18 protein-coding genes are annotated in these 20,147 nt (G+C 46.7%); 15 read left to right on the top strand and 3 right to left on the bottom strand.

Annotated features, from left to right (window positions below; genetic code table 11):
* The first annotated feature begins 14 nt into the window (after window positions 1–14).
* Both nagB and J4N23_RS16045 read left to right on the top strand, forming a co-directional pair.
* Window positions 15–1,934 carry a glucosamine-6-phosphate deaminase gene (gene nagB / locus J4N23_RS16040; RefSeq protein ID WP_207428734.1) on the top strand — a complete coding sequence of 640 codons (1,920 nt, stop codon included), beginning with the start codon at window positions 15–17 and terminating at the stop codon, window positions 1,932–1,934.
* 4 nt (window positions 1,935–1,938) lie between these two features.
* Window positions 1,939–3,243: a sugar MFS transporter gene (locus tag J4N23_RS16045; protein ID WP_207428735.1), complete on the top strand. Its 1,305-nt coding sequence runs from the start codon at window positions 1,939–1,941 to the stop codon at window positions 3,241–3,243.
* Between the two features lie 141 nt (window positions 3,244–3,384).
* On the opposite strand, the gene J4N23_RS16050 is transcribed toward J4N23_RS16045, so the two are convergent.
* Window positions 3,385–3,675: a hypothetical protein gene (locus J4N23_RS16050; protein WP_207428736.1), complete on the bottom strand. Its 291-nt coding sequence runs from the start codon at window positions 3,673–3,675 to the stop codon at window positions 3,385–3,387.
* A gap of 529 nt (window positions 3,676–4,204) precedes the next feature.
* On the opposite strand from J4N23_RS16050, the gene J4N23_RS16055 reads away from it, so the two are divergent.
* The 9 genes from J4N23_RS16055 to J4N23_RS16090 all read left to right on the top strand — a co-directional run bounded on the left by J4N23_RS16055 (window position 4,205) and on the right by J4N23_RS16090 (window position 13,300).
* The gene (locus J4N23_RS16055; protein WP_207428737.1) at window positions 4,205–4,696 is read left to right on the top strand and encodes a hypothetical protein; all 492 of its coding nucleotides are present in this window, start codon (window positions 4,205–4,207) and stop codon (window positions 4,694–4,696) included.
* Window positions 4,697–4,859: 163 nt separating this feature from the next.
* Complete coding sequence (locus J4N23_RS21290; protein ID WP_370527289.1) at window positions 4,860–5,168, top strand: DUF6660 family protein; 309 nt, start codon at window positions 4,860–4,862, stop codon at window positions 5,166–5,168.
* Between the two features lie 71 nt (window positions 5,169–5,239).
* Entirely contained in the window at window positions 5,240–7,417 is a 2,178-nt protein-coding gene (locus tag J4N23_RS16060) for a TonB-dependent receptor plug domain-containing protein (protein WP_207428738.1), read from the top strand.
* Complete coding sequence (locus J4N23_RS16065) at window positions 7,414–7,830, top strand: Fur family transcriptional regulator (protein WP_207428739.1); 417 nt, start codon at window positions 7,414–7,416, stop codon at window positions 7,828–7,830. The genes J4N23_RS16060 and J4N23_RS16065 overlap by 4 nt, the downstream gene beginning before the upstream one ends.
* 59 nt (window positions 7,831–7,889) lie before the next feature.
* Window positions 7,890–9,854, top strand: coding sequence for a heavy metal translocating P-type ATPase (locus J4N23_RS16070; protein WP_207428740.1), 1,965 nt, complete (start codon window positions 7,890–7,892; stop codon window positions 9,852–9,854).
* A gap of 185 nt (window positions 9,855–10,039) precedes the next feature.
* Window positions 10,040–10,408: a hypothetical protein gene (locus tag J4N23_RS16075; RefSeq protein WP_207428741.1), complete on the top strand. Its 369-nt coding sequence runs from the start codon at window positions 10,040–10,042 to the stop codon at window positions 10,406–10,408.
* A gap of 91 nt (window positions 10,409–10,499) precedes the next feature.
* Window positions 10,500–11,273, top strand: coding sequence for an MbnP family protein (locus tag J4N23_RS16080; RefSeq protein ID WP_207428742.1), 774 nt, complete (start codon window positions 10,500–10,502; stop codon window positions 11,271–11,273).
* Window position 11,274: 1 nt separating this feature from the next.
* Window positions 11,275–12,321 carry a cytochrome-c peroxidase gene (locus J4N23_RS16085; RefSeq protein ID WP_207428743.1) on the top strand — a complete coding sequence of 349 codons (1,047 nt, stop codon included), beginning with the start codon at window positions 11,275–11,277 and terminating at the stop codon, window positions 12,319–12,321.
* Window positions 12,284–13,300, top strand: a complete 1,017-nt coding sequence (locus tag J4N23_RS16090) for a hypothetical protein (RefSeq protein WP_207428745.1) — start codon at window positions 12,284–12,286, stop codon at window positions 13,298–13,300. Before J4N23_RS16085 ends, J4N23_RS16090 begins: the two co-directional genes overlap by 38 nt.
* Before the next feature lie 85 nt (window positions 13,301–13,385).
* Here J4N23_RS16090 and uxuA read toward each other — a convergent pair whose 3' ends face one another.
* Together uxuA and J4N23_RS16100 are read right to left on the bottom strand one after the other, a co-directional pair.
* Complete coding sequence (gene uxuA / locus J4N23_RS16095; protein WP_207428746.1) at window positions 13,386–14,570, bottom strand: mannonate dehydratase; 1,185 nt, start codon at window positions 14,568–14,570, stop codon at window positions 13,386–13,388.
* A gap of 30 nt (window positions 14,571–14,600) precedes the next feature.
* On the bottom strand, window positions 14,601–15,443 hold the full coding sequence (locus tag J4N23_RS16100; protein WP_207428747.1) for an SDR family oxidoreductase: 843 nt from the start codon (window positions 15,441–15,443) through the stop codon (window positions 14,601–14,603).
* 139 nt (window positions 15,444–15,582) lie between these two features.
* Here J4N23_RS16100 and J4N23_RS16105 point away from each other — a divergent pair, with 139 nt between their 5' ends.
* The 4 genes from J4N23_RS16105 (at window position 15,583) to J4N23_RS16120 (ending at window position 19,967) form a co-directional block, all read left to right on the top strand.
* Entirely contained in the window at window positions 15,583–16,449 is an 867-nt protein-coding gene (locus J4N23_RS16105) for an AraC family transcriptional regulator (protein WP_207428748.1), read from the top strand.
* A gap of 62 nt (window positions 16,450–16,511) precedes the next feature.
* On the top strand, window positions 16,512–17,330 hold the full coding sequence (locus tag J4N23_RS16110) for an SDR family oxidoreductase (protein WP_207428749.1): 819 nt from the start codon (window positions 16,512–16,514) through the stop codon (window positions 17,328–17,330).
* A 387-nt stretch (window positions 17,331–17,717) separates the two neighbouring features.
* Window positions 17,718–18,992 (top strand): L-fucose:H+ symporter permease, encoded by a 1,275-nt coding sequence (fucP, locus tag J4N23_RS16115; protein ID WP_242689262.1) that lies wholly within the window; start codon window positions 17,718–17,720, stop codon window positions 18,990–18,992.
* Between the two features lie 108 nt (window positions 18,993–19,100).
* Window positions 19,101–19,967, top strand: coding sequence for an ROK family protein (locus J4N23_RS16120; protein ID WP_207428750.1), 867 nt, complete (start codon window positions 19,101–19,103; stop codon window positions 19,965–19,967).
* The last annotated feature ends 180 nt before the right edge of the window (window positions 19,968–20,147 follow it).

The following is a 20,147-nucleotide window of genomic DNA, read 5'->3' on the forward strand; positions in this document are numbered from 1 at the left end:
AGCCAAAAATTAATATGTCACGATTAAACCTCTTAGAAGAAACAAGATTTGAAAAACTGCCGGTATCTATTTTTCCAGATAAGGAGATTGCCTCGAAGGCAGTGGCAGCAAAAATTGCGACGATCATCCGGGCCAAACAGGCTGCCGGTGAAAAAGCTATTCTGGGACTTGCAACTGGTGTAACGCCCCTACAGGTTTACGCAGAATTGATCCGCTTGCATAAGGAAGAGGGATTAAGCTTTCACAACGTGGTAACTTTTAACCTGGATGAGTACTATCCAATGCAACCGCAGGCCGAGCAAAGCTACGTGCGCTTCATGCACGAAAACCTGTTTGATCATGTAGACATTGATCCTGCAAACATCAATATCCCAAATGGAACCCTTCAGCCCGAGAAGATTAACGAATACTGTCTGGAGTACGAGAAAAAGATTACAGAAATGGGCGGTCTCGATATTCAAATTCTTGGTATTGGTCGTACAGGGCATATTGGTTTCAACGAGCCAGGTTCTGCCCCAAACTCCGGGACGCGTGTTGTTACTCTCCATGATCTGACCAGGAGAGATGCTGCCCACGACTTTGGAGGAAAAGCAAACGTTCCCGTTAAAGCCATTACCATGGGTATCGGCACGATCTTCAAAGCCCGCGAGATCGTCCTGATGGCCTGGAGTGGAAAAAAGGCGCCAATCATCCGGAAGGCGGTTGAAGGTGAAATCTCGTCGGATGTTCCGGCAACTTATCTTCAGTTATCTGATAATGTAGAATTTGTTCTGGATCAGGAGGCGGCCGCCGAACTGACGAGATTCAATACTCCCTGGCTGGTAAAAGATTTGATTTGGGATGAAAAAACCATAAAAAAGGCGGTCATCTGGCTCGCTAAGACGTTGAACAAACCGATCCTTAAGCTGACAGAAGAAGATTATAATAACCACGGAATGTCGCAGCTGGCGACGGAAAAGGGCCCGGTTTACGATATTAACATCCATATTTTCAACAAAATTCAGCATACCATTACGGGCTGGCCAGGAGGAAAGCCAAACGCAGACGACTCTCAGCGCCCGGAAAGAAGGGATCCCGCCAAAAAACGTGTTCTTCTGTTTTCGCCTCACCCGGACGATGATGTCATCTCGATGGGAGGGACCTTTATCCGGCTGGCAGATCAGGGACACGAGGTTCATGTCGCCTATCAAACTTCGGGTAATACGGCCGTTTGGGATGATGATGCTTTGCGCTTCGTCGAGTTTGCTGTAGATTTCGGAAAGTCTGTAGGACAAAACACCGACGGCCTGGAGAAACTCTACGGAGATATGAAGTCGTTTATGGACGGGAAGTCGCCGAACCAGGAAGATATCCCACAAATACTTAAGGTAAAAGGATTAATTCGTAAGGGAGAAGCTATTGCAGGAGCCCGTTTCGCGGGTTTACCCGACGAAAACATTCACTTCATGGATCTGCCTTTCTACGACAGGGCCAAGAAACAGAAAAAAGTAAGTTATGAGGATGATATACTCCAGACAATGGAACTGTTGAAGCAAATAAAGCCCCATCAGGTTTATGCTGCGGGAGATTTTGCTGATCCGCACGGAACCCATAAAATCTGCTTTAATATTATCCACGAGGCGCTAAGAAGATTGAAAGCAACTGAAGACTGGATTTCTGATTGCTGGCTGTGGTTGTACCGGGGCGCCTGGCATGAATTTGACATTCATGAGATTGAGATGGCCGTGCCGCTTTCTCCACAAGAAGTGGAACGCAAACGTTTTGCCATCTTCAAACATCAATCTCAAAAAGATCGGCCTGTTTTCCCAGGGGATGATGCAAGGGAATTCTGGGTTCGGGCAGAGGACCGGACAAAAGAAACGGCGAGAGGATATAATCAGCTCGGTTTGGCAGAATATGAGGCGATAGAGGCATTTGTTCGATTTAAATACTAGCAGAATGGCCTTTGATCCTCATAGTACTAAAACGCAAAGCGCAGAGAAGGGACTAAAGCCGATTATAATTATCGGCATCTTATTCTTCGTGTTCGGCTTCATCACTTGGGTGAACGGAACCTTGATCCCTTATTTGAAAATCGCCTGCGAGCTGAAGTCTGATACCGAATCGTATCTGGTAGCTACCGCCTTTTTTATTGCCTACACCGTAATGGCTTTACCTTCATCTTACGTGTTGAACAAAACAGGTTACAAGAAGGGAATGGCGCTCGGGCTACTCATTATGGCGGTAGGAGCCGTGATTTTTGTTCCGGCAGCTCAGGCGCGTAGTTTTAATATGTTCCTCAGCGGCTTGTTCATTATAGGCACCGGACTGGCATTGTTGCAAACCGCTTCTAATCCCTATGCTGCTATTCTTGGTCCGCCGGAAAGTGCGGCAAAGCGAATCAGTATCATGGGCATCTGTAATAAGATTGCAGGGATACTGGCAGGACTTATTTTCGGATACATAGCACTAAAAGACTCAGACAATATTGAGCAAAGGCTAGCAGGTATGACAGCGCAGGCCCGGTCGGCGGCTCTCGATGAGCTTGCCTCAAGGGTTATCGTGCCTTATATGGTGATTGCCGTAGCGCTCGTTCTCTTGGCTATTGCTGTTTTAAGATCTTCATTGCCAGACATACGGGATGAGGAGGCTGGGGAGGAGCTGCTCGATGAAAACAGAGCGGGAAAAACCATTTTCAGCTTTTCTAATCTCTGGCTCGGTGTGCTGGCACTGTTTCTTTATGTGGGTGTGGAAGTGATGGCGGGGGATACGATCATCAGCTATGGAAAGGCCATTGGCATCCCACTTTCTACCGCCCGGTTTTTCACCCAGGGGACGCTTGCTTTTATGCTGCTAGGCTATATTATCGGGATCGTGTGTATACCGAAATACGTTTCCCAGCAAAAAGCTTTGCAAATCTGCGCGCTCTCGGGCGTTCTTTTCACCATCTGTACTATCTACACAAGTGGCTATGTTTCAGTCTTCTTTCTTGCCCTTCTGGGACTGTCGAATTCACTGATGTGGCCCGCAATATTCCCTCTCGCGATCAAGGGGTTGGGTCGGTTCACAAAAACCGGATCAGCTCTCCTGGTAATGGCAATTGCCGGAGGTGCCGTGCTTCCTCTTTTGTACGGCAGCTTCTCTCAATACCTAAGCTTACACTTCGGGCCGGCAGTTGCAGTGTCAAAAGCCTATTGGATAATGGTTCCCTGTTATCTCTACATCTGGTACTTCGGAGTTAAAGGCCATCTTATTAAACATTAACATTAATCTAGCGATCAGGAGTTCCGCCCCCAGGTGGAACCCTGATTTATTTCGGTAATCCTGGCTAAAGCTCGCTTGTGAAGTTGCACCTACAGCTTTTCAGGAAGGGGCACCTATAATGAGCTAAAGCAACAAGGTCGTTTAGCTTCCGGCAAAGGGAGAGCCGAAGAGGCCCACCGCCAGTTCAACCCAGATCAGAAAAAGCGCCGCCAGAATGAGACCGCAGATAAGCAGGCGGGAGCGGCTTCTTCTTACATTTCGCAATACCAGCTCACAACTAAGTCCAGTTCCAAACAGCAATACTGCCGCAATAACGAAATCTGATAAGGTCCAGTTGACCTCCTCGCTGAACTGCATCGCCACTGCCGGAATCAATAGTAGAATAACTACCGTAAGCAAAATTCCACCGAGTCTTTGGTTTTTCGTGATCATATGTCTTAAGTTTTAAAGTTACTTGTGCTCGTTACTGGTCGGCACCTACCATCGTGTACCGTTGGGTCGTCTTTCTATGACCTCGTCAAAAGTACTTTGTATTGCAAAGTTAGTAGATTTTACTTTGCATTACAAAGTGAAATAAAAAATATTTGTCGGAAGAGTGTCGTTAAGGTAAGTGCTAAAAAGCTTCAATACCCAAGCGCTGGTACTTCCTGGACGTGGATGCGATTTGTATCTCCCTTCTATGCAGAGTCCTTTCATTCCGGCCCTTCCTTGTTCCTCAATTCCTTAAATTCTCCTCTTTAACAAGCTGTTAACGACGACTGCGTCTTAATTTAACCTGCAACTGCCAGCCTCGTCGCATGCTTTTTTACACTTTCAAAAAAACGCAACCTTTTTAGGTTGATATTTTGAATTCTTCATTCTGAAAACCTTTTTATTATTTATTTTTCATAAAAAGTAAAAATTATTTTAGAATATGTTATTAAAAGTGGATGTTTGTTGTGAAATTAAATCACACGAAAAAATGAAAAAAACAATCGTATCGGCCTTATTTGTTCTGGCGTTGATTGTAAACGGGTTTGCAACCGACAAAAACAAATTTGTAAGCAAAGAATTGAAAGTGGCTTCTACTGTTCAAAACAGTTTCAAGGCGCGTTATAAAAATGCTCAGGACGTTCAGTGGAGCGAGGTGGATGGCTACTACAAAGCCAGTTTTACTCTGGACGGACTTAAAAAAGCTGCGTACTTCGACAGAACAGGTAAGTATGTAGCCACTAGTGATTATATAAAAGCCGACGCGCTTCCAACGTCATCTGTTGTTCAGTTGAAGAACAATTATAAAGACTATCGTATCGATCAGGTACTGCGTTATGAGGTGGAGTCGTCTGATGTTAACGTCCTTTCAGATGAAGGATCGGTAAAAACATATTACTTCGTTAGTCTTTCAAACACAGAAAAGCATATAGCTGTGAAAGTTTCTCCTGACAATGCTATAAGTTACTACAAAAGCTTTTAACACCATCTACCTATTTGGGAGGCCGGCTTGTCCGGCTTTTTTTATGAATTGACTTTTCGAAATAAAGAAGATTTTTAGGGCTTGCCATCGGTCGTCTTACCTACTCATCCCCATTCGAAGTTCCGTTATTCACTTTGACGGCATATTACTATCTTTGCAAGCAATGAAAGTGCTGGCCCTTTTCATGACTGTCATTATGCTTTTTACAGGTTTTGACCTGTGTAAGGATGAGGAGTCGTGTGGCAGCAAGAAGCAGGTGGAGCTCAGTAGGACCCAAGATGAACATCCACAGGATTCTGATTTGTGCAGTCCTTTTTGTAACTGCACCCGTTGTCCTTTTTCTGTTCTTCTTCCTCAGGGACTCGGCGCATTGCAAAGCTTTCATACCCTCGTTCCTCAGTACCAGAAGGAACGGTCCGCTAACCCCATTCGAGTAAGCCCCTCTGTGTGGCAGCCTCCTAAGCTTGCTTAAAAAAGCCATCTTCAAGTAACTAAATTTATTTAATCCTTTCCTGGTTGTTGCCGGGTGATCAATGATATTCAATGAAAGTAATCTCTATGCTTTTTATAGCGATGGCCTGTACCATTACAGCCTTCGCACAAAACAACCTAAGGGTTGTGTTAAAAGATGCTGAAACAACAGAGCCGCTGATCGGAGCGAGCGTCTCTATGCCTGGTATCAATAAAACTGCATCAACGGATGCTACAGGCACTGTTAACTTTACAGATATCCCGAATGGGATCCATCATATCGAGTACCGTTACCTGGGCTACACCACCCGTCAGGATAGCCTGACATTTCCCCGAGCTACCACTCAGCCTCTGGTGGTTTTACTCCAGGCAGCAGAGGGCGAGGAGCTGGAGGAAGTGGTAGTGTCGACTACACGCAGCAGCCGGACCATTGCTAATATCCCTACCCGTATTGAGGTAATTGCGGGTGAAGAATTGGATGAAAAAGCTAACATGAAGCCAGGGGATATTCGAATGGTGCTAAATGAAAGCACCGGAATCCAAACACAGCAAACCTCTGCCACCAGTGCAAATGCTTCTATCCGTATCCAGGGACTGGACGGACGGTACACACAGATCCTCAAAGACGGATTTCCTTTATACTCCGGTGCGGCAACTGGCCTGGGCTTATTACAAACGCCACCCCTGGATCTTAAACAGGTGGAAGTGATTAAAGGTTCCGCTTCCACATTGTATGGGGCGGGGGCCATTGCCGGACTCGTCAATCTGGTCAGTAAAACGCCAGGAGAAGAGCGCGCACTAAATGTTCATCTCAACGGCACTTCGGCAGGCGGGCTGGACTTGAATGGTTTTTATTCCGAGCGATACGGTAAGGCCGGTCTCACTGTTTTTGCATCCAAAAATAGCAATCGTCCCTATGATCCGGGTGATATCGACCTCACGGCGATTCCGGAATTTACCCGCTACACGTTCAATCCCAAGCTATTTTTATATTTCAATGATAAAACCAGCCTGAACTTCGGTATCAATTCGAGCTTTGAGGACAGGACGGGTGGTGATCTGCATTACATCAAAGGTGAAGGAGATGCTACCCATCGTTTTTTTGAACGCAACAATTCTGATCGTTTGTCGAGTCAGTTCGCACTTAAACAGCAACTTGGAGCGCAAACGGAACTTAATCTTCGCAATAGCATCAGCTACTTTAATCGCAAAATAAGTATTCCAGACCACGCTTTTGAAGGCACTCAGTATGGCACGTTCACCGAGGCGAATATTATAAGCGGGGGAGAGAGATCGGAGTGGGTTGCGGGTCTGAATTTATGGACCGACCAGTTCCGGGAACAGCCGAAGGCAGCTTTTCCTTTACGTGATTACTCACAAACCACTGTCGGTGCTTTTATCCAAAATAACCTGCACGCCACTGATTGGCTCGAGTTGGAAACGGGGCTGCGGGGAGATTATGTGCTGGACTACGGCTTTGCACTATTGCCACGGGTTTCAGCGCTGGTCAAGTTCAACGAAAAGTTTAATTCAAGGATAGGCGGAGGTCTCGGCTATAAAGCGCCAACCATCTTTACTGAGGAGAGCGAGCGGATCCAATATCAGAACGTGCTGCCTGTTTCCAGTAACATCAATAAGCTGGAGCGTAGTTATGGCCTAAACTGGGATCTTAACTATCGTACCGGTCTATTTAATGATCAGGTTGGTTTTAGTTTGAACCATTTGTTTTTCTACACTTTTTTAAATCACCCGCTGGTGATGGAGCCGGAGCAAGGAGGCGTTTACAGGTTCACCAACCTTCCCGGGCATATGGATAGCAGGGGCATGGAGACTAACCTGAAGCTGACCTACGAGGACTTTAAGCTTTTCGTGGGATACAGCTTTACGGATGCCGAGATCCATTCAGGTGGCCTACGACGTCAGAACCCACTGACTGCTAAACACCGGTTAAACAATGTGCTGATGTACGAGGTGGAGGAGAAATGGAAGTTAGGTCTGGAAGGCTATTATTACAGTAAACAGCAACTGAACGACGGCAGCACCGGGAGGTCATATTGGATTTTCGGCTTCATGGCCGAAAAGTTATGGGAGCGTTTTTCGCTTTACATCAATTTTGAGAACTTTACTGATACACGTCAAACCCGTTTCGGCAATATCTATACAGGAAGTATTTCCAATCCCGTGTTCCGGGATATCTATGCTCCTTTGGACGGTTTTGTCATCAACGGAGGATTAAAATTAAGGTTATGATTGCAGACGTAGAGAAGAGATTAGAAGCGGCGGGCATCAAACCAACGGCTATGCGCAACCTGGTTCTGGAGTACTTGTTGAAGCAGGGATCGGCCATCAGTCTGGCGGAACTTGAAAGAGGACTGGCGCCGGTAGATCGGGTCACGGTCTATCGCACGCTAAAAACTTTCGAGGAGCATTGTCTGGTGCATTCCATCAATGATGGAACAGGAGCTGCAAAGTACGCCTTGTGTCAGGAGGATTCCGGGGAAGTGCGCCACCATGACCTGCATGTGCATTTCTACTGCAATAGCTGCAAAGAAACCTTTTGTCTTCCCAAAACCTTGATTCCCGCTGTTGTGCTTCCCCAGGGTTTTATATCCGAAGAGGTAAGCCTGGTGATGAAGGGAGTCTGCGAACGTTGTTCGGCCTGATGTTTGCAATTCTGTTGCATGCGCTACAGGCGTAGTTTTGTTGCATTAGAACTTGCAAAATGAAACCGACCACGATAACTGATAATAGTGCAACAAATGATTGTTGCGGGGGAGGAACGAAAGCCCCCGCAATACATGTGTCTCCAACAGCGGCTACTCCAAAGGATGCGGATGGATGGCGAAGTCACCCGGACCTGCTGGCTGCTCTTGCCATCCTGTTTTTGATGCTGACATTAGAGTATGGCTTCAAGATCACCTTTTCGACTCCCGTTAACTTTCTCATCTATGCTGTAGCTTATCTCCTTTCTGGATGGAACGTGCTGCGGCTTGCTTTTCGAAAGGCTTCCCGTGGCGACTTCTTCAATGAATTTGTGCTGATGAGTGTGGCCACCCTCGGGGCGTTCTACATTGGCGAATTTTCAGAAGGAGTAGCTGTGATGGTCTTTTATTCTATTGGCGAGTGGTTCCAGGATTCGGCGGTAAGCAGGGCCAAGAGAAGTATTAAAGCACTTCTTGATATTCGGCCGGATCAGGCAACCGTTGTAAGAAACGGAACTACGGAGCTGGTAAGATCATCGCAGGTACAGCTGGGAGAAAGCATTCGCCTGAAGCCTGGTGAAAAGGTAGCACTGGATGGAGAACTTCTTTCCGACAATTCTTCGTTCAATACTGCGGCTCTAACCGGGGAAAGTAAGCCGGATACCAAATACCGGGGAGAGCAGATCTTAGCCGGGATGATCAATCTCTATACCGTGGCGGACGTGAAGGTGACCGCATTGTTTAAGGACAGCAAGCTAAGCAGGATCCTGGAAATGGTTCAGGATGCTACCAGCCGCAAATCTCAAACTCAGTTATTTATCTCGCGATTTGCTAAAGTGTACACGCCCATTGTGTTCTTTCTGGCATTGACGCTGGTAGTGCTGCCTTATTTCTTTGTTCAATCGTACGACTTTACCGACTGGCTATATCGGGGATTGGTATTTCTGGTTATCAGTTGTCCCTGCGCGCTGGTGGTATCCATTCCCCTCGGTTATTTTGGCGGGATAGGGCTGGCTTCACGGAGTGGTATCCTGTTTAAAGGAGGGAATTTTCTGGATGTAATGACGAGGGTAAACACCGTGATACTGGATAAGACAGGAACACTTACAAAAGGTGTCTTTCGGGTGCAGCGGGTGGTGTCAGAAGATGGTGATGAACGAGCATTGCTGCGGGTTGTGTCGGCGCTGGAGAAAAATTCGACCCATCCGGTAGGTAAAGCAGTAGTAGAATATGCTGCAGTCGATCTGCAACAACTAAGCGCAAGTGAAGTGGAAGAACTTGCCGGGCAGGGCCTTAAAGGAAGGGTAGAAGGGAAGATGGTGCTGGCCGGAAACCTGAAACTGCTTAGGAAGTTTAATGTCGCTTATCCGGCTGAGCTGGAGAAGTTAGTTGACACCGTGATAGCGATCGCAATCGAAAATAGGTATGCAGGCTACATCACTATTGCCGACGAGATAAAAGAAGATGCTGCAGCTACGATACGGGCGCTACATGCACGGAATATTAAGACGGTAATGCTGTCAGGCGACAAACAAGCGGTGGTGGATAAGGTAGCACAGCAGCTTGGAATTGATGAAGCGTATGGAGATTTGCTTCCGGAAGACAAGGTGGCAAAGGTTCAGCAGTTCAAAGATCAGGGCAGACGGATTGCTTTTGTGGGTGATGGCGTGAATGATGCGCCGGTAATAGCATTAGCCGATGCAGGGATAGCGATGGGAGGTTTGGGTAGCGATGCCGCGATTGAAACGGCAGACATCGTGATCCAAAATGATCAGCCTTCGAAAATTGTTACAGCCATAAGGACAGGGAAAATCACCAGGAATATTGTGTGGCAGAATATCACGATGGCTATGCTTGTTAAGGTGATTGTGCTTAGCCTGGGAGCAGGAGGCGTAGCGAACCTCTGGGAAGCAGTAATCGCCGACGTGGGCGTGGCCTTGCTTGCAATTCTGAACGCAGTGCGGATACAACGGATAAAGCTCTAGCTGCAGATTACCTCTTTGGATGACTGCCTGAATTTCTCTAGCTTCGGTTAAGGAACAGTATAGATACGGTATAGGAACAGTATAGCAATAGTCGGCCTTCAGTCTTCCAGCTTCAGAACGAAGCGTTATAAGCTTCTCACTTCCTGTTTAAAATATTACTACAGAATCTTACCTTTGCCGCGTCTATGCTGAAAAAGGCGACTGCATATCTGTTAATTCTGTTAATAGTGACGATGGGCCTCTCCCGTTGTTTCATCTATGCCGGTTTCGCCATCAATAAAGATTACATTGCCAACACCCTCTGCGTCAATAAAGCGAAGCCCAAAATAAACTGTAAGGGTAAGTGTTACCTGTCGAAGAAGTTGAAGCAGGCAGAAGAAAAAGAAAAAAATACAGAGGGAGAAGGGCAGAAGTCTAAATACCAGGAAGCCTTTTTGTCTCGGGTAGAACGACTTCAAATTCCACTTGTCGAACTTAGTTTTGCTTATGCAGAGCTGATGCCTGATGCGGCTATTCATCGCTCATCGTTAATCTTCCATCCTCCCAAAGCCTAACTCGCTTTTTATATTCCCCTTTTAATTTAAGTAATTCAAACGGTGTTACTGGCACTGCTATGTGCTGTTATGCACCTGTAATTCTATAAACATGAAACTAAATACCCTACTATATTTAGCTGCTACGCTATTGTTTGGCAGCGCTAACTTATCTTCCTGCAAAAAAGATGATGGCGGACCTTTAAAGTCAGAGACTGGAGCTTTACAAATAGAATTCGAAAACCGGGTGGGCAATCAGGCATTGGTTTTGAACTCGCAAACCTATGAAAATGCTAACGGGGACGACTTTAAAGTAAGCATGTTTAAATATTACGTTAGCAACTTGACCTTTATCAAAGATGACGGTACCGAAGTCCTTGTTCCTGAATCCTATTTTCTTATTGATGCGGCCGATCCTGCTACCCGTACTCCACGCGTTGATAGTGTCCCTGTTGGGGATTATAAAGCCATCAAACTGACAATCGGTGTTGATAGCTTGCGCAATTTCGCTGGTGCACAGGATGGGGCTCTCGATCCTGCAAAAGGTATGTTCTGGACCTGGAACAGCGGCTATATCTTCGTGAAGTTTGAAGGTTCCTCCAGCAAATCTACTGCCGCTGCTAACAAGCTTACTTTTCACATTGGAGGCGCAAAAGCACCTCACAATACGATCAGAACTGTTACCCAGACATTCAGCAGTCCTTTACGTATTCGGAAAGACAGTGAACCTGAACTTCATTTTATTGTAGATGCAGGGGCTTTATTCAGAGGGGCGACAACCGTCAATTTTGCAGAACTGAATTTTACGATGGGAGGAGCGGCCTCGGTGCTGGTTGCTGATAACTACGCGAGCAGGATGTTTCGTTTAGACCACGTACACAACTAAGATGTTCAGGAACTGGAAAGTGGCCGGTATTATCGCAAGTGTGATCATACTAGGCTATTCCTGCGAGAAAGACAGAAGCAGCGGTCCCGAAGGGGAGACCGTTGCCTTTGTGCGGCCCTCTAACTTCCCCGAGCCCGTCTACCAATTTGAGGGGAATAAGCTGACGGCTGAAGGCTTCGAGCTGGGAAGAAAGTTGTTTTACGATCAGGCGCTTTCCCTTGATAACAGTACGTCTTGTGGGAGTTGTCATCAGCAGTTTGCAGCCTTCGCCAATCTGGATCATTCGGTAAGTCACGGAATAGACAATTGCCTCGGCACCCGCAATGCTCCCCCGCTGTTCAATATGGTTTGGCAATCAGAGTTCATGTGGGATGGAGGGGTGCACCATATTGAATTTTCTTCCCTAAATGCCTTGACGAACCCCTGTGAGATGGGCATGGACCTCGATTCACTTACTGCCAGGTTAAGCCGAACGAGCCCCTATCCTCATTTATTTCAAAAGGCGTTTGGCAGCGCTGGTATCACTTCCCAGCGGGTGTTAAAAGCCCTTACTCAGTTCATGGGGGCAATGGTTTCCGCGAATTCGAAGTATGATAAATACGTCAGGAGGGAGCCGGGAGGGGAGTTTACCCAGGCAGAACAGGCGGGCTATCAGCTGTTCAAAGCGAAATGTGCTTCCTGTCATACCGAGCCTTTGTTTTCAGATTTCAGTTACCGGAGTAACGGTCTGGACCTGAACCCGCTCGACCGTGGCCGGGACAGCATTACGAATTCAAGTGCTGACCGGGGAACGTTTCGGGTTCCTTCGCTCCGCAACATAGAGGTGAGCCGACCCTACATGCACGATGGACGTTTCTTTTTCCTGGAGGATGTCCTGGAGCATTACAATTCGGGTGTGAAGGCCCATCGAAATCTGGACCCGAGCCTCCGAAATGGCGAGCGACGGGGTATCCCCTTATCAAAAACAGACCAGAGCAACATCATTGCTTTTTTAAAAACACTTACAGATCATGAATTTCTTCGTGCTAAAAAGTTTTCAGAACCCTAAGCTGGCAGTGCTTGCCCTATTGTTCACCCTATTGGGCGGTAATGTTATGGCTTGTGATATTTGTGGTTGCTTTATGGGTATCACGCCCTACGACAACCAAAGTAGTATAGCCTTCCTGTATCGGTACCGTTCATTTAGCGGCTATCAGGGACAGTCACATCCGGTCTTCCCCGAAGGCTCAAAGTTCTTCCGTTTAGGTAGTCAGACCGATGGGGAAATCAGTCACCACAACAGTGATCCTTCCGACTATGAGGTCTACCGGGCGCTGGAGGTTCGCGCTCGCTATTTCTTGAGCCAGCGGATGGAGCTCAACGCCATCCTTCCTTATAACTCCAATTCCGAACAGTATAACGGAAATTTGAACACCGTAGCAGGAATCGGGGATGCAAACCTCTATGGCGGTTACCACTTGCTGCGCAAACTGGACCGTAAACTGAATCAGCGCTTAATAGTTGGCCTGGGAGTAAAACTTCCCACCGGAAAAAGCGATGTCACCAACTATAAAGGTTTACGTTATAGTACGCTGACCCAAACCGGTACCGGAAGCACGGACGGCTTTGCTTATTTCAATTATCTGGCTGGTTACAAAAAGTTGGGACTCAGTTTAAGCGGAACTTATAAAGTAAATGGAGAGAACAGGGACGAGGAAAGCATTGCCAACAGCACTACTGGTTTTTTGAATTTATTCTATAACCAGTCGTTAAATACATCGCTGAAAATGGTTCCTTCGGTGCAATTTGCCTATGAGTATTCAGCTGGAGAAAAGTATAAGGGTGTGAAAACCGGCGAGCATGTGATGAATAATTTGATGGCTGGTGCCGGATTGGATTTCTTCGTTAAGAATGTCACTCTAAATATGGCTTACCAGGTGAAAGCCTGGACGGTGAAAGATGATCATCCCCAACCGGCAGGAAGGGTGGTGTTAGGGGTGACTTACAACTTCAATCAACTCTACTACGCCTTGAATCCACGGAAGTAGCAAGATCCGAGAAATAAAAAAACCGGTGGGAGCCTCTCAGCCATCCACCGGTTTTTATAAAGCTAACCTAAGGTCGCTTCTTTTTTTAGATTCCGGATCTTTCAATCCCGAGCTCCAAACCGCGCAGCTCTGCTAAGCCTCTCAGTCTGCCGATTGCTGAATATCCCGGATTTGTTTTCTTGTTCAGGTCGTCCAGCATTTTATGTCCGTGATCCGGACGGAACGGCATCCGCAAATCTTGACGACCCGCCTCGATGCGTTTCTTCTGTTCTTTTAGTAAGGCTTTCATCACAGCATACATATCTACATCGCCTGTCAGGTGGTCCGCCTCGTGGAAGTTTCCTTCCGCATCTTTCTTGGTAGCCCGCAAGTGGATGAAGTGGATCCGGTCTCCCAGGCGCTCGATCATACCAGGAAGGTCATTGTCTGCACGAACACCAAAAGAACCGGTACAATACGTCAGTCCGTTATTTAACGAAGGCACTGCTGCGTATAGCTCATGAATGTCCGCTTCAGTACTTACTACCCGTGGTAATCCCAGAATCGGGTAGGGAGGATCGTCAGGGTGGATACACAGCAGCACTCCTGCTTCTTCTGCCGCAGGTACGACCTCCGAAAGGAAGCTATATAAGTTCGCTTTTAGTTCTTTGGGGCCAATACCATCGTAACCTGCCAGTACTTTCAAAAACTCTTCCAGGGTGTAACCTTCTTCAGAGCCCGGCAGACCTGCAATGATGTTTCTTACCAGCAGTTTTTGATTTTCTTCTGTCAGGTTATCCAGGTAGGCTTTCGCCTTTGCTTTTTGCTCCTCGTTGTAATCGTTCTCTGCTCCGGGTCTCTTCAAAATGTACAACTCAAATGCTGCGAATGCCGCTGCTTCAAAACGAAGGGCCGTCGAGCCGTCTTCCATCCGGTAGTCCAGGTCAGTACGCGTCCAGTCCAGTACCGGCATGAAGTTGTAACAGACGATATCGATGCCGCAGGCACCCAGGTTTTTCAAGCTCTGCTTGTAGTTCTCGATATATGTTTTGTAGTTGCCTGTTCGTTTTTTGATGTCTTCATGAACCGGCACACTTTCTACTACCGACCAGGTTAAGCCTACTGCTTCCACTTCGGCTTTTCGTTTTAAAATTTCTTCCTTTGTCCATACTTCTCCATTCGGAACATGGTGCAAGGCTGTCACCACTCCGGTAGCGCCCGCCTGCTTTACATCCCACAGGGAAACAGGATCTTTGGGGCCGTACCAACGCCAGGTTTGCTCTAAGCTCATTGTAATATGATTAAATGTTTTCTAATTCGTTTATACTCCGCTATAAGCGCTGAATCCACCATCGATGGGAATTACTACGCCTGTTACAAATTTTGATCCTTCTCCGCACAGGTACAACAAGGTTCCAGTCAGATCGTCAGGGGTTCCGAAGCGTCCCATCGGGGTATGACTGATGATGGTATTTCCACGATCGGTAAGACTTCCATCTGCATTAGTAAGCAAGGTGCGGTTCTGCTCTGTCAGAAAGAAACCAGGAGCAAGTGCATTCACCCGGATACCCACTTTGCTGAAGTGTGTCGCCAGCCATTGCGTGAAGTTAGAGATTGCGGCCTTGGCGCCACTGTAGGCAGGAATTTTGGTTAGCGGTCGGAAAGCGTTCATCGAAGAGATGTTAATGATTACCGATCCCGGTTTCTTCACCATGTCTTTCGCGAACACCTGGGTTGGTAGTAAACTTCCGATAAAGTTCAGGTCAAATACAAACTTGATCCCCTCAGGGTCGAGGTCAAAGAAGGTCCTGAGCCCTTCCTGCTGAGCGTCAAGGTCGCTTTCAAGAAAATGAGTATTGGAAGTGGTACCTTTCGGGTGGTTTCCGCCAGCACCGTTGATTAAGATATCACAGCCGCCTAATTTCTGAAGAACTACCTCGTGCGCTGCTTTGATGCTTTCAATATCCAGCACGTTGCAGGCCACGCCAATAGCTGTTCCTCCGGTCGCTGTAATTTCTGCTGCCACCTGCTCTGCATTTTCTGCTTTCAGGTCGAGTATGGCTACCTTTACGCCTTCGTTAGCCAGGGCTTTTGCCATGGTACTGCACAGTACACCACCGCCCCCGGTGATTACCGCCACTTTGCCGTTAAATTCTGATGACATATCTAAGTTTTGATGTAAGCTAAGTTTACAATTATTTTGATGATGGAAAGATTATACAAATAAATCGCGTAAGCGCTATAAAATTTGTAACGATTTTAACATGATTATAAACTATTTTAGCCTCAGGAAATAAAGCGACATGAGGGCAGAGTTACGAAAGGTAAGTTCGGGCGCAACGGAGTCTTTCAGCGTGCGAAGAGACCTGGTTCCGGATATCAATAACCGCTGGCATTACCATGATGTGGTCGAGTTGATTTGTTTTAAGGAAGGCAGTGGAACCCATTTCATCGGCGACAACATTCGCAGGTTCCACAACAACGACGTTGTGCTTATTGGCTCCAATCTTCCGCATTTTACCCGCTTTGATTCTTCTTACTTTACCCAGGTGAATCCAAATATGCTGGTGTTGCATTTTCGGGAAGATTTTTGGGGGAACACCTTCTTAAATATCCCCGAGAATGCGCCTGTCAAGTCGCTGCTTGAGCGAAGCAGAAGAGGTATTCTGATTAATGGGGAAGCAGGAAAGAAAGTTGCGCACCTGATGGAGGAAATGCTCGAAGCAAGTCCGCAGTCGCGGTTGCTGATGTTGATGCAGATCCTGTATGCTATTGCTGAAGGGAAAGCGGAAGAACGTTTGCTGTCGTCGATGGGTTTCTCAGCAGAGTACAGCGAGAGCGAACAAGACCGGATTTCGGCCATCTACGACTATACATTAAACCATTTCCAGCGTAAAATTTATCTGGAAGAAATTGCTGAAGTGGCGAAGCTGGCGCCAGAATCTTTCTGCCGCTATTTCAAATCCAGAATGAAAAAAACATACTCGGACTTTGTTCTGGAAATCCGGGTAGGGCACGCTTGTAAATTGCTGATTGAAGATAATTTCAACCTGAAGCAAATATGTTACGAAAGTGGATTCAATAATGGCGTGACATTTCACCGCTACTTCAAGCGTTACACGGGCATGTCGCCTACCAATTACCGCAAGGAATTTGGCTTGGGCAGGTAGCAGAGTCCAGCCTCTCTGCATTTGGTGCTCATAAAACCGTTGAACTTAGTACTTTTAGCCCGATGGATGTGATCAGTATACTTGGCGCCGGTTGGTTAGGCCTTCCGCTGGGGCGCTTTCTCAAACGGCAGGGATACGAGCTTAAAGGCTCGGTAACCAGTTTCGAGAAATTCGGACTTTTGCAGGAAGCAGGAATTCAACCTTTTCGGCTAATGCTTTCCCCGGAACTGGAGGGCGAGAACACAGATAGTTTTTTTCAATGCGACCTCCTGATCGTGAACTTTCCCCCTAAAAGACGTCCGGATATCGAAGAATACCATTCCGCTCAAATGACGGCTTTGCTTGAAGAAATCAGGAAACACGGAATCAAAAAGGTTCTTTTCGTCAGCTCAAGCTCGGTATATCCGGATGTGAACCGTGAAGTGTTTGAGTACGAAGATCTCGAGCCGGAGAAGGGAAGCGGGAAAGCCCTGCGGATGGTGGAGCAGCTACTCATGGACGAGGCGGGCTTGCAAACGACCATCCTTCGGTTTGGGGGGCTGGTGGGGCACGACCGGCAGCCGGGCCGCTTCCTGGCGGCTAAGAAAGATGTTCCAAACGGAGATGCACCTGTAAACCTCATCCATCAGGACGATTGTATCGGCATCATTCATCAACTAATAAAACAGCAAGTTGCGGGTGGAATATTTAATGCCTGTGCCGAAAAACATCCGCTACGCAAGGATTACTACCGGCAGGCCGCCCTGCAGATTGGGTTAGAACCACCTGAGTTTGCTCAGTTTGGCGAAGTCCGGTTTAAGATCGTGAACTCGGAGAAGATCAGGAAGACGCTCAATTACACCTTCAAGTATCCAGATCCAATGGGAATGCTTAAGCCTTAACAGGGAAAAGCTTTTAGTTTTTCATGCCCTTTCGTTTTGTCATCTTTTCGATTTACTCTCAAACCTGATATTGTCTTTTTTTGAAAGTTAAACCATATCTTGAAAATCACTCGCCTTTAAAATTTTAGCCCCCAAATTAACATTAGCTACCTGTTTTTTGAAGAATACGGTGCGGGCCAGGACGTAGTTTTACACTGCGAGCCTGGAGGATGAGTCGCGGGCAGCGGCACCGGAAGAGAACAAGTGTGCACAACTAATCAATTAAAGATACAGTGGAAGCGGAGTCGATGGACCTGGTAGCGCAAGAAATTGCTCAGGTTTCTCACGGAGGGGAATGCGATTTCAATAGCCAATAAAATCTATAACCAATTTCTAAACTATTAAACCATGATGAATACAGTCGAGGCAGCTCCGGAAAAAGAGCTTATCCTTCAGTCAAAGCCTGCTTTTACTGATAAAAAATATCTGACCACCCTGATCTTCGTAACCTCACTGTTCATGTTCTGGGGGATAGCCATCACCATGGGCGATATCCTTAATCGACATTTTCAACACACGCTAAGTCTGTCCAAGGCGCAGTCGGCCTTTGTACAGTTCGCAATCTTTGGTGCCTATTTCGTTATGGGAATACCGGCTGGCCTGTTTATGAAGCGTTACGGCTATAAGAATGGGGTAATATTGGGACTATCACTATTTGCACTTGGAGCTTTCCTTTTTGTTCCAGCTGCTAATGCAGCCTCATTTTCTTTCTTTGGGGTGGCTCTGTTCATTTTGGGCTGTGGACTGTCTACTCTGGAGACGGTAGCTCATCCCTTCATGGCCTCGCTGGGAGACCAGCGGACGAGTGACCAGCGCGTCAATTTTGCCCAAGCATTCAATGCGTTAGGTACTATTATAGGGCCGGCCATTGGAACCTATTTCCTGCTACGACACAATACCAGCGGTAGTACCGATTTAGGCTCTGTAAAAAGTCTTTATATGGCAATTGGTGGAACTATTGCGTTAATCGCCATAGGTTTTTCTTTTGTTAAAGTTCCTCCACTTGGCAATTATGTTCAGCTTCCAGAGCAGGAGCAAGGTGGACACAGCTTCGCAAACTATACCCAGAAGAGGCTTTTTCAGCATCGGCATTTTAGATGGGCAATTGCGGCGCAGTTTTTTAATGTAGCGGCTCAGGGTGGAATCTGGGCGTTCTTTATCAACTATGGACATGAAGAAATGGGCTTTCCGGAAGACACGGCAGGAAGCTATATGATCATCTTTATGAGCCTGATGCTGGGTGGCAGGTTTGTGGGAACTTTCTTAATGCGCTATACAAAGCCTTACACCTTGTTGGCTGCCTTTGCTTTTGCAAATATTCTCATGTGCATGCTCGTAGCACAAGGGGCCGGCTGGATTTCTTTTGCCGCTTTGCTCGCTACCAATTTCTTTATCAGTATCATGTTTCCTACCATCTACAGTCTGGGTATTAAAAACCTGGGAAATCAAACTCAGCAGGCTTCTTCTTTCATTTCGATGGGTGTGGTGGGAGGCGCGCTATTCCCCCTGCTAATGGGTAAGGCCGCCGACATGTTCAACATAGCAGAGGCTTTCTACTTACCTATTATCTGCTATACCGTGATATTCCTATTTGGATTTAAATTTTATAAAGTAGTTGATTAAGAGGCAGCCCCGGGCTAAAGGATAATAGCAAGAGTTTCCTCTTGTTTAAAGGACCCGCCGTTTAGCGATAAAAGTAAGATTGAATAATGTTAGGAAAGGGAAATAATTATGATGAAAGCAGTTATTGGAGCTATTCTAGAAGACTCGTTCTTGTCTTCAGGCTATGTAAACCTCGAGGCAAGGGAAATAGTACAGTCCACTGTACGACGGGAAAAGATAAATCCCAGAGGCACGAAGCCGGAGTTGTTGGAAACTCTAACAAAAACGTTAAAAGAAGTATTTGACAACGTTCCTGATCCACAGGAACTGGTAGTAGGTCTCGGTATTCTTGGCCCTTGTGACTACGAATCAGGTGTTTTTCAGGGGAATGATTTAGCCCGTTTCGGTAGTTTGCACGACGTCGATTTGAAGCAGGAAATATCCTCTGCCTTGAATATTCCGAAATCCTCTGTTCGCTTGGTGAACGATTCTGTGTGCTTCCTTCGGGGAGAAGTGTTTGGCGGCGCTGTCCGATCTTACTCTAAATCAATTGGAATCACATTAGGGGCAGGACTAGGCTCGGCGATTTATGAGTTCAATAAGGTTCGGGATGCTAACTACTTCAGGACTCCCTTTAAATCGGGGACTGCAGAAGATCTTTTGTCAGTCGCCTGGCTTACGCGGCAGTTTTATGAGCGAACAGGTATCCCGGCACGCACTATTCTTGAAATGAAGATGCACGATCGTCCGGCAGTTCTCGAGGAAGTATTTGATCTCTTCGGGCACAATCTGGCAGAGTTTTTAATCCAGGTGAGCCTTGATGAAAGGCCGGAGGCAATTATTGTAGGTGGTCACATGCAGGCTTCTAACAAGCTGTTCTTCGACAAAGTTATCACCAAAGTGCATGCAGCCGGTATTTCTATTCCGATTCTTCGGACTTATCTCGGTGAGAAAGCAACGATCCTTGGGGCTGCATCAATCTGGAGCGAGAGTTGAAGGCTACCCGGGTTTTATTAAGTTAGGAATCGAAGAGCATAGCGTAGTTTTCTAAAGCAAATCGCCATGTTCGTTCTAATTTAACATTTGAAGCCCCATTTCTAACCAAATACTTCTGCAAGCAGGAGCAATTTTGTATCGCTAACCGGAGGCGACCTTTTGCATTACCGATAAGCTGAA

The organism is Pedobacter sp. SYSU D00535 (assembly GCF_017355855.1).
Classification (GTDB): Bacteria; Bacteroidota; Bacteroidia; order Sphingobacteriales; family Sphingobacteriaceae; genus Desertivirga.

Bases quoted from the DNA above. Each gene is read 5' to 3' on its own strand.
- nagB (WP_207428734.1), top strand. From the start codon at position 15: ATGTCACGATTAAACCTCTTAGAAGAAACAAGATTTGAAAAACTGCCG.
- J4N23_RS16045 (WP_207428735.1), top strand. From the start codon at position 1,939: ATGGCCTTTGATCCTCATAGTACTAAAACGCAAAGCGCAGAGAAGGGA.
- J4N23_RS16050 (WP_207428736.1), bottom strand. From the start codon at position 3,675: ATGATCACGAAAAACCAAAGACTCGGTGGAATTTTGCTTACGGTAGTT.
- J4N23_RS16055 (WP_207428737.1), top strand. From the start codon at position 4,205: ATGAAAAAAACAATCGTATCGGCCTTATTTGTTCTGGCGTTGATTGTA.
- J4N23_RS21290 (WP_370527289.1), top strand. From the start codon at position 4,860: ATGAAAGTGCTGGCCCTTTTCATGACTGTCATTATGCTTTTTACAGGT.
- J4N23_RS16060 (WP_207428738.1), top strand. From the start codon at position 5,240: ATGAAAGTAATCTCTATGCTTTTTATAGCGATGGCCTGTACCATTACA.
- J4N23_RS16065 (WP_207428739.1), top strand. From the start codon at position 7,414: ATGATTGCAGACGTAGAGAAGAGATTAGAAGCGGCGGGCATCAAACCA.
- J4N23_RS16070 (WP_207428740.1), top strand. From the start codon at position 7,890: ATGAAACCGACCACGATAACTGATAATAGTGCAACAAATGATTGTTGC.
- J4N23_RS16075 (WP_207428741.1), top strand. From the start codon at position 10,040: ATGCTGAAAAAGGCGACTGCATATCTGTTAATTCTGTTAATAGTGACG.
- J4N23_RS16080 (WP_207428742.1), top strand. From the start codon at position 10,500: ATGAAACTAAATACCCTACTATATTTAGCTGCTACGCTATTGTTTGGC.
- J4N23_RS16085 (WP_207428743.1), top strand. From the start codon at position 11,275: ATGTTCAGGAACTGGAAAGTGGCCGGTATTATCGCAAGTGTGATCATA.
- J4N23_RS16090 (WP_207428745.1), top strand. From the start codon at position 12,284: ATGAATTTCTTCGTGCTAAAAAGTTTTCAGAACCCTAAGCTGGCAGTG.
- uxuA (WP_207428746.1), bottom strand. From the start codon at position 14,570: ATGAGCTTAGAGCAAACCTGGCGTTGGTACGGCCCCAAAGATCCTGTT.
- J4N23_RS16100 (WP_207428747.1), bottom strand. From the start codon at position 15,443: ATGTCATCAGAATTTAACGGCAAAGTGGCGGTAATCACCGGGGGCGGT.
- J4N23_RS16105 (WP_207428748.1), top strand. From the start codon at position 15,583: ATGAGGGCAGAGTTACGAAAGGTAAGTTCGGGCGCAACGGAGTCTTTC.
- J4N23_RS16110 (WP_207428749.1), top strand. From the start codon at position 16,512: ATGGATGTGATCAGTATACTTGGCGCCGGTTGGTTAGGCCTTCCGCTG.
- fucP (WP_242689262.1), top strand. From the start codon at position 17,718: ATGATGAATACAGTCGAGGCAGCTCCGGAAAAAGAGCTTATCCTTCAG.
- J4N23_RS16120 (WP_207428750.1), top strand. From the start codon at position 19,101: ATGATGAAAGCAGTTATTGGAGCTATTCTAGAAGACTCGTTCTTGTCT.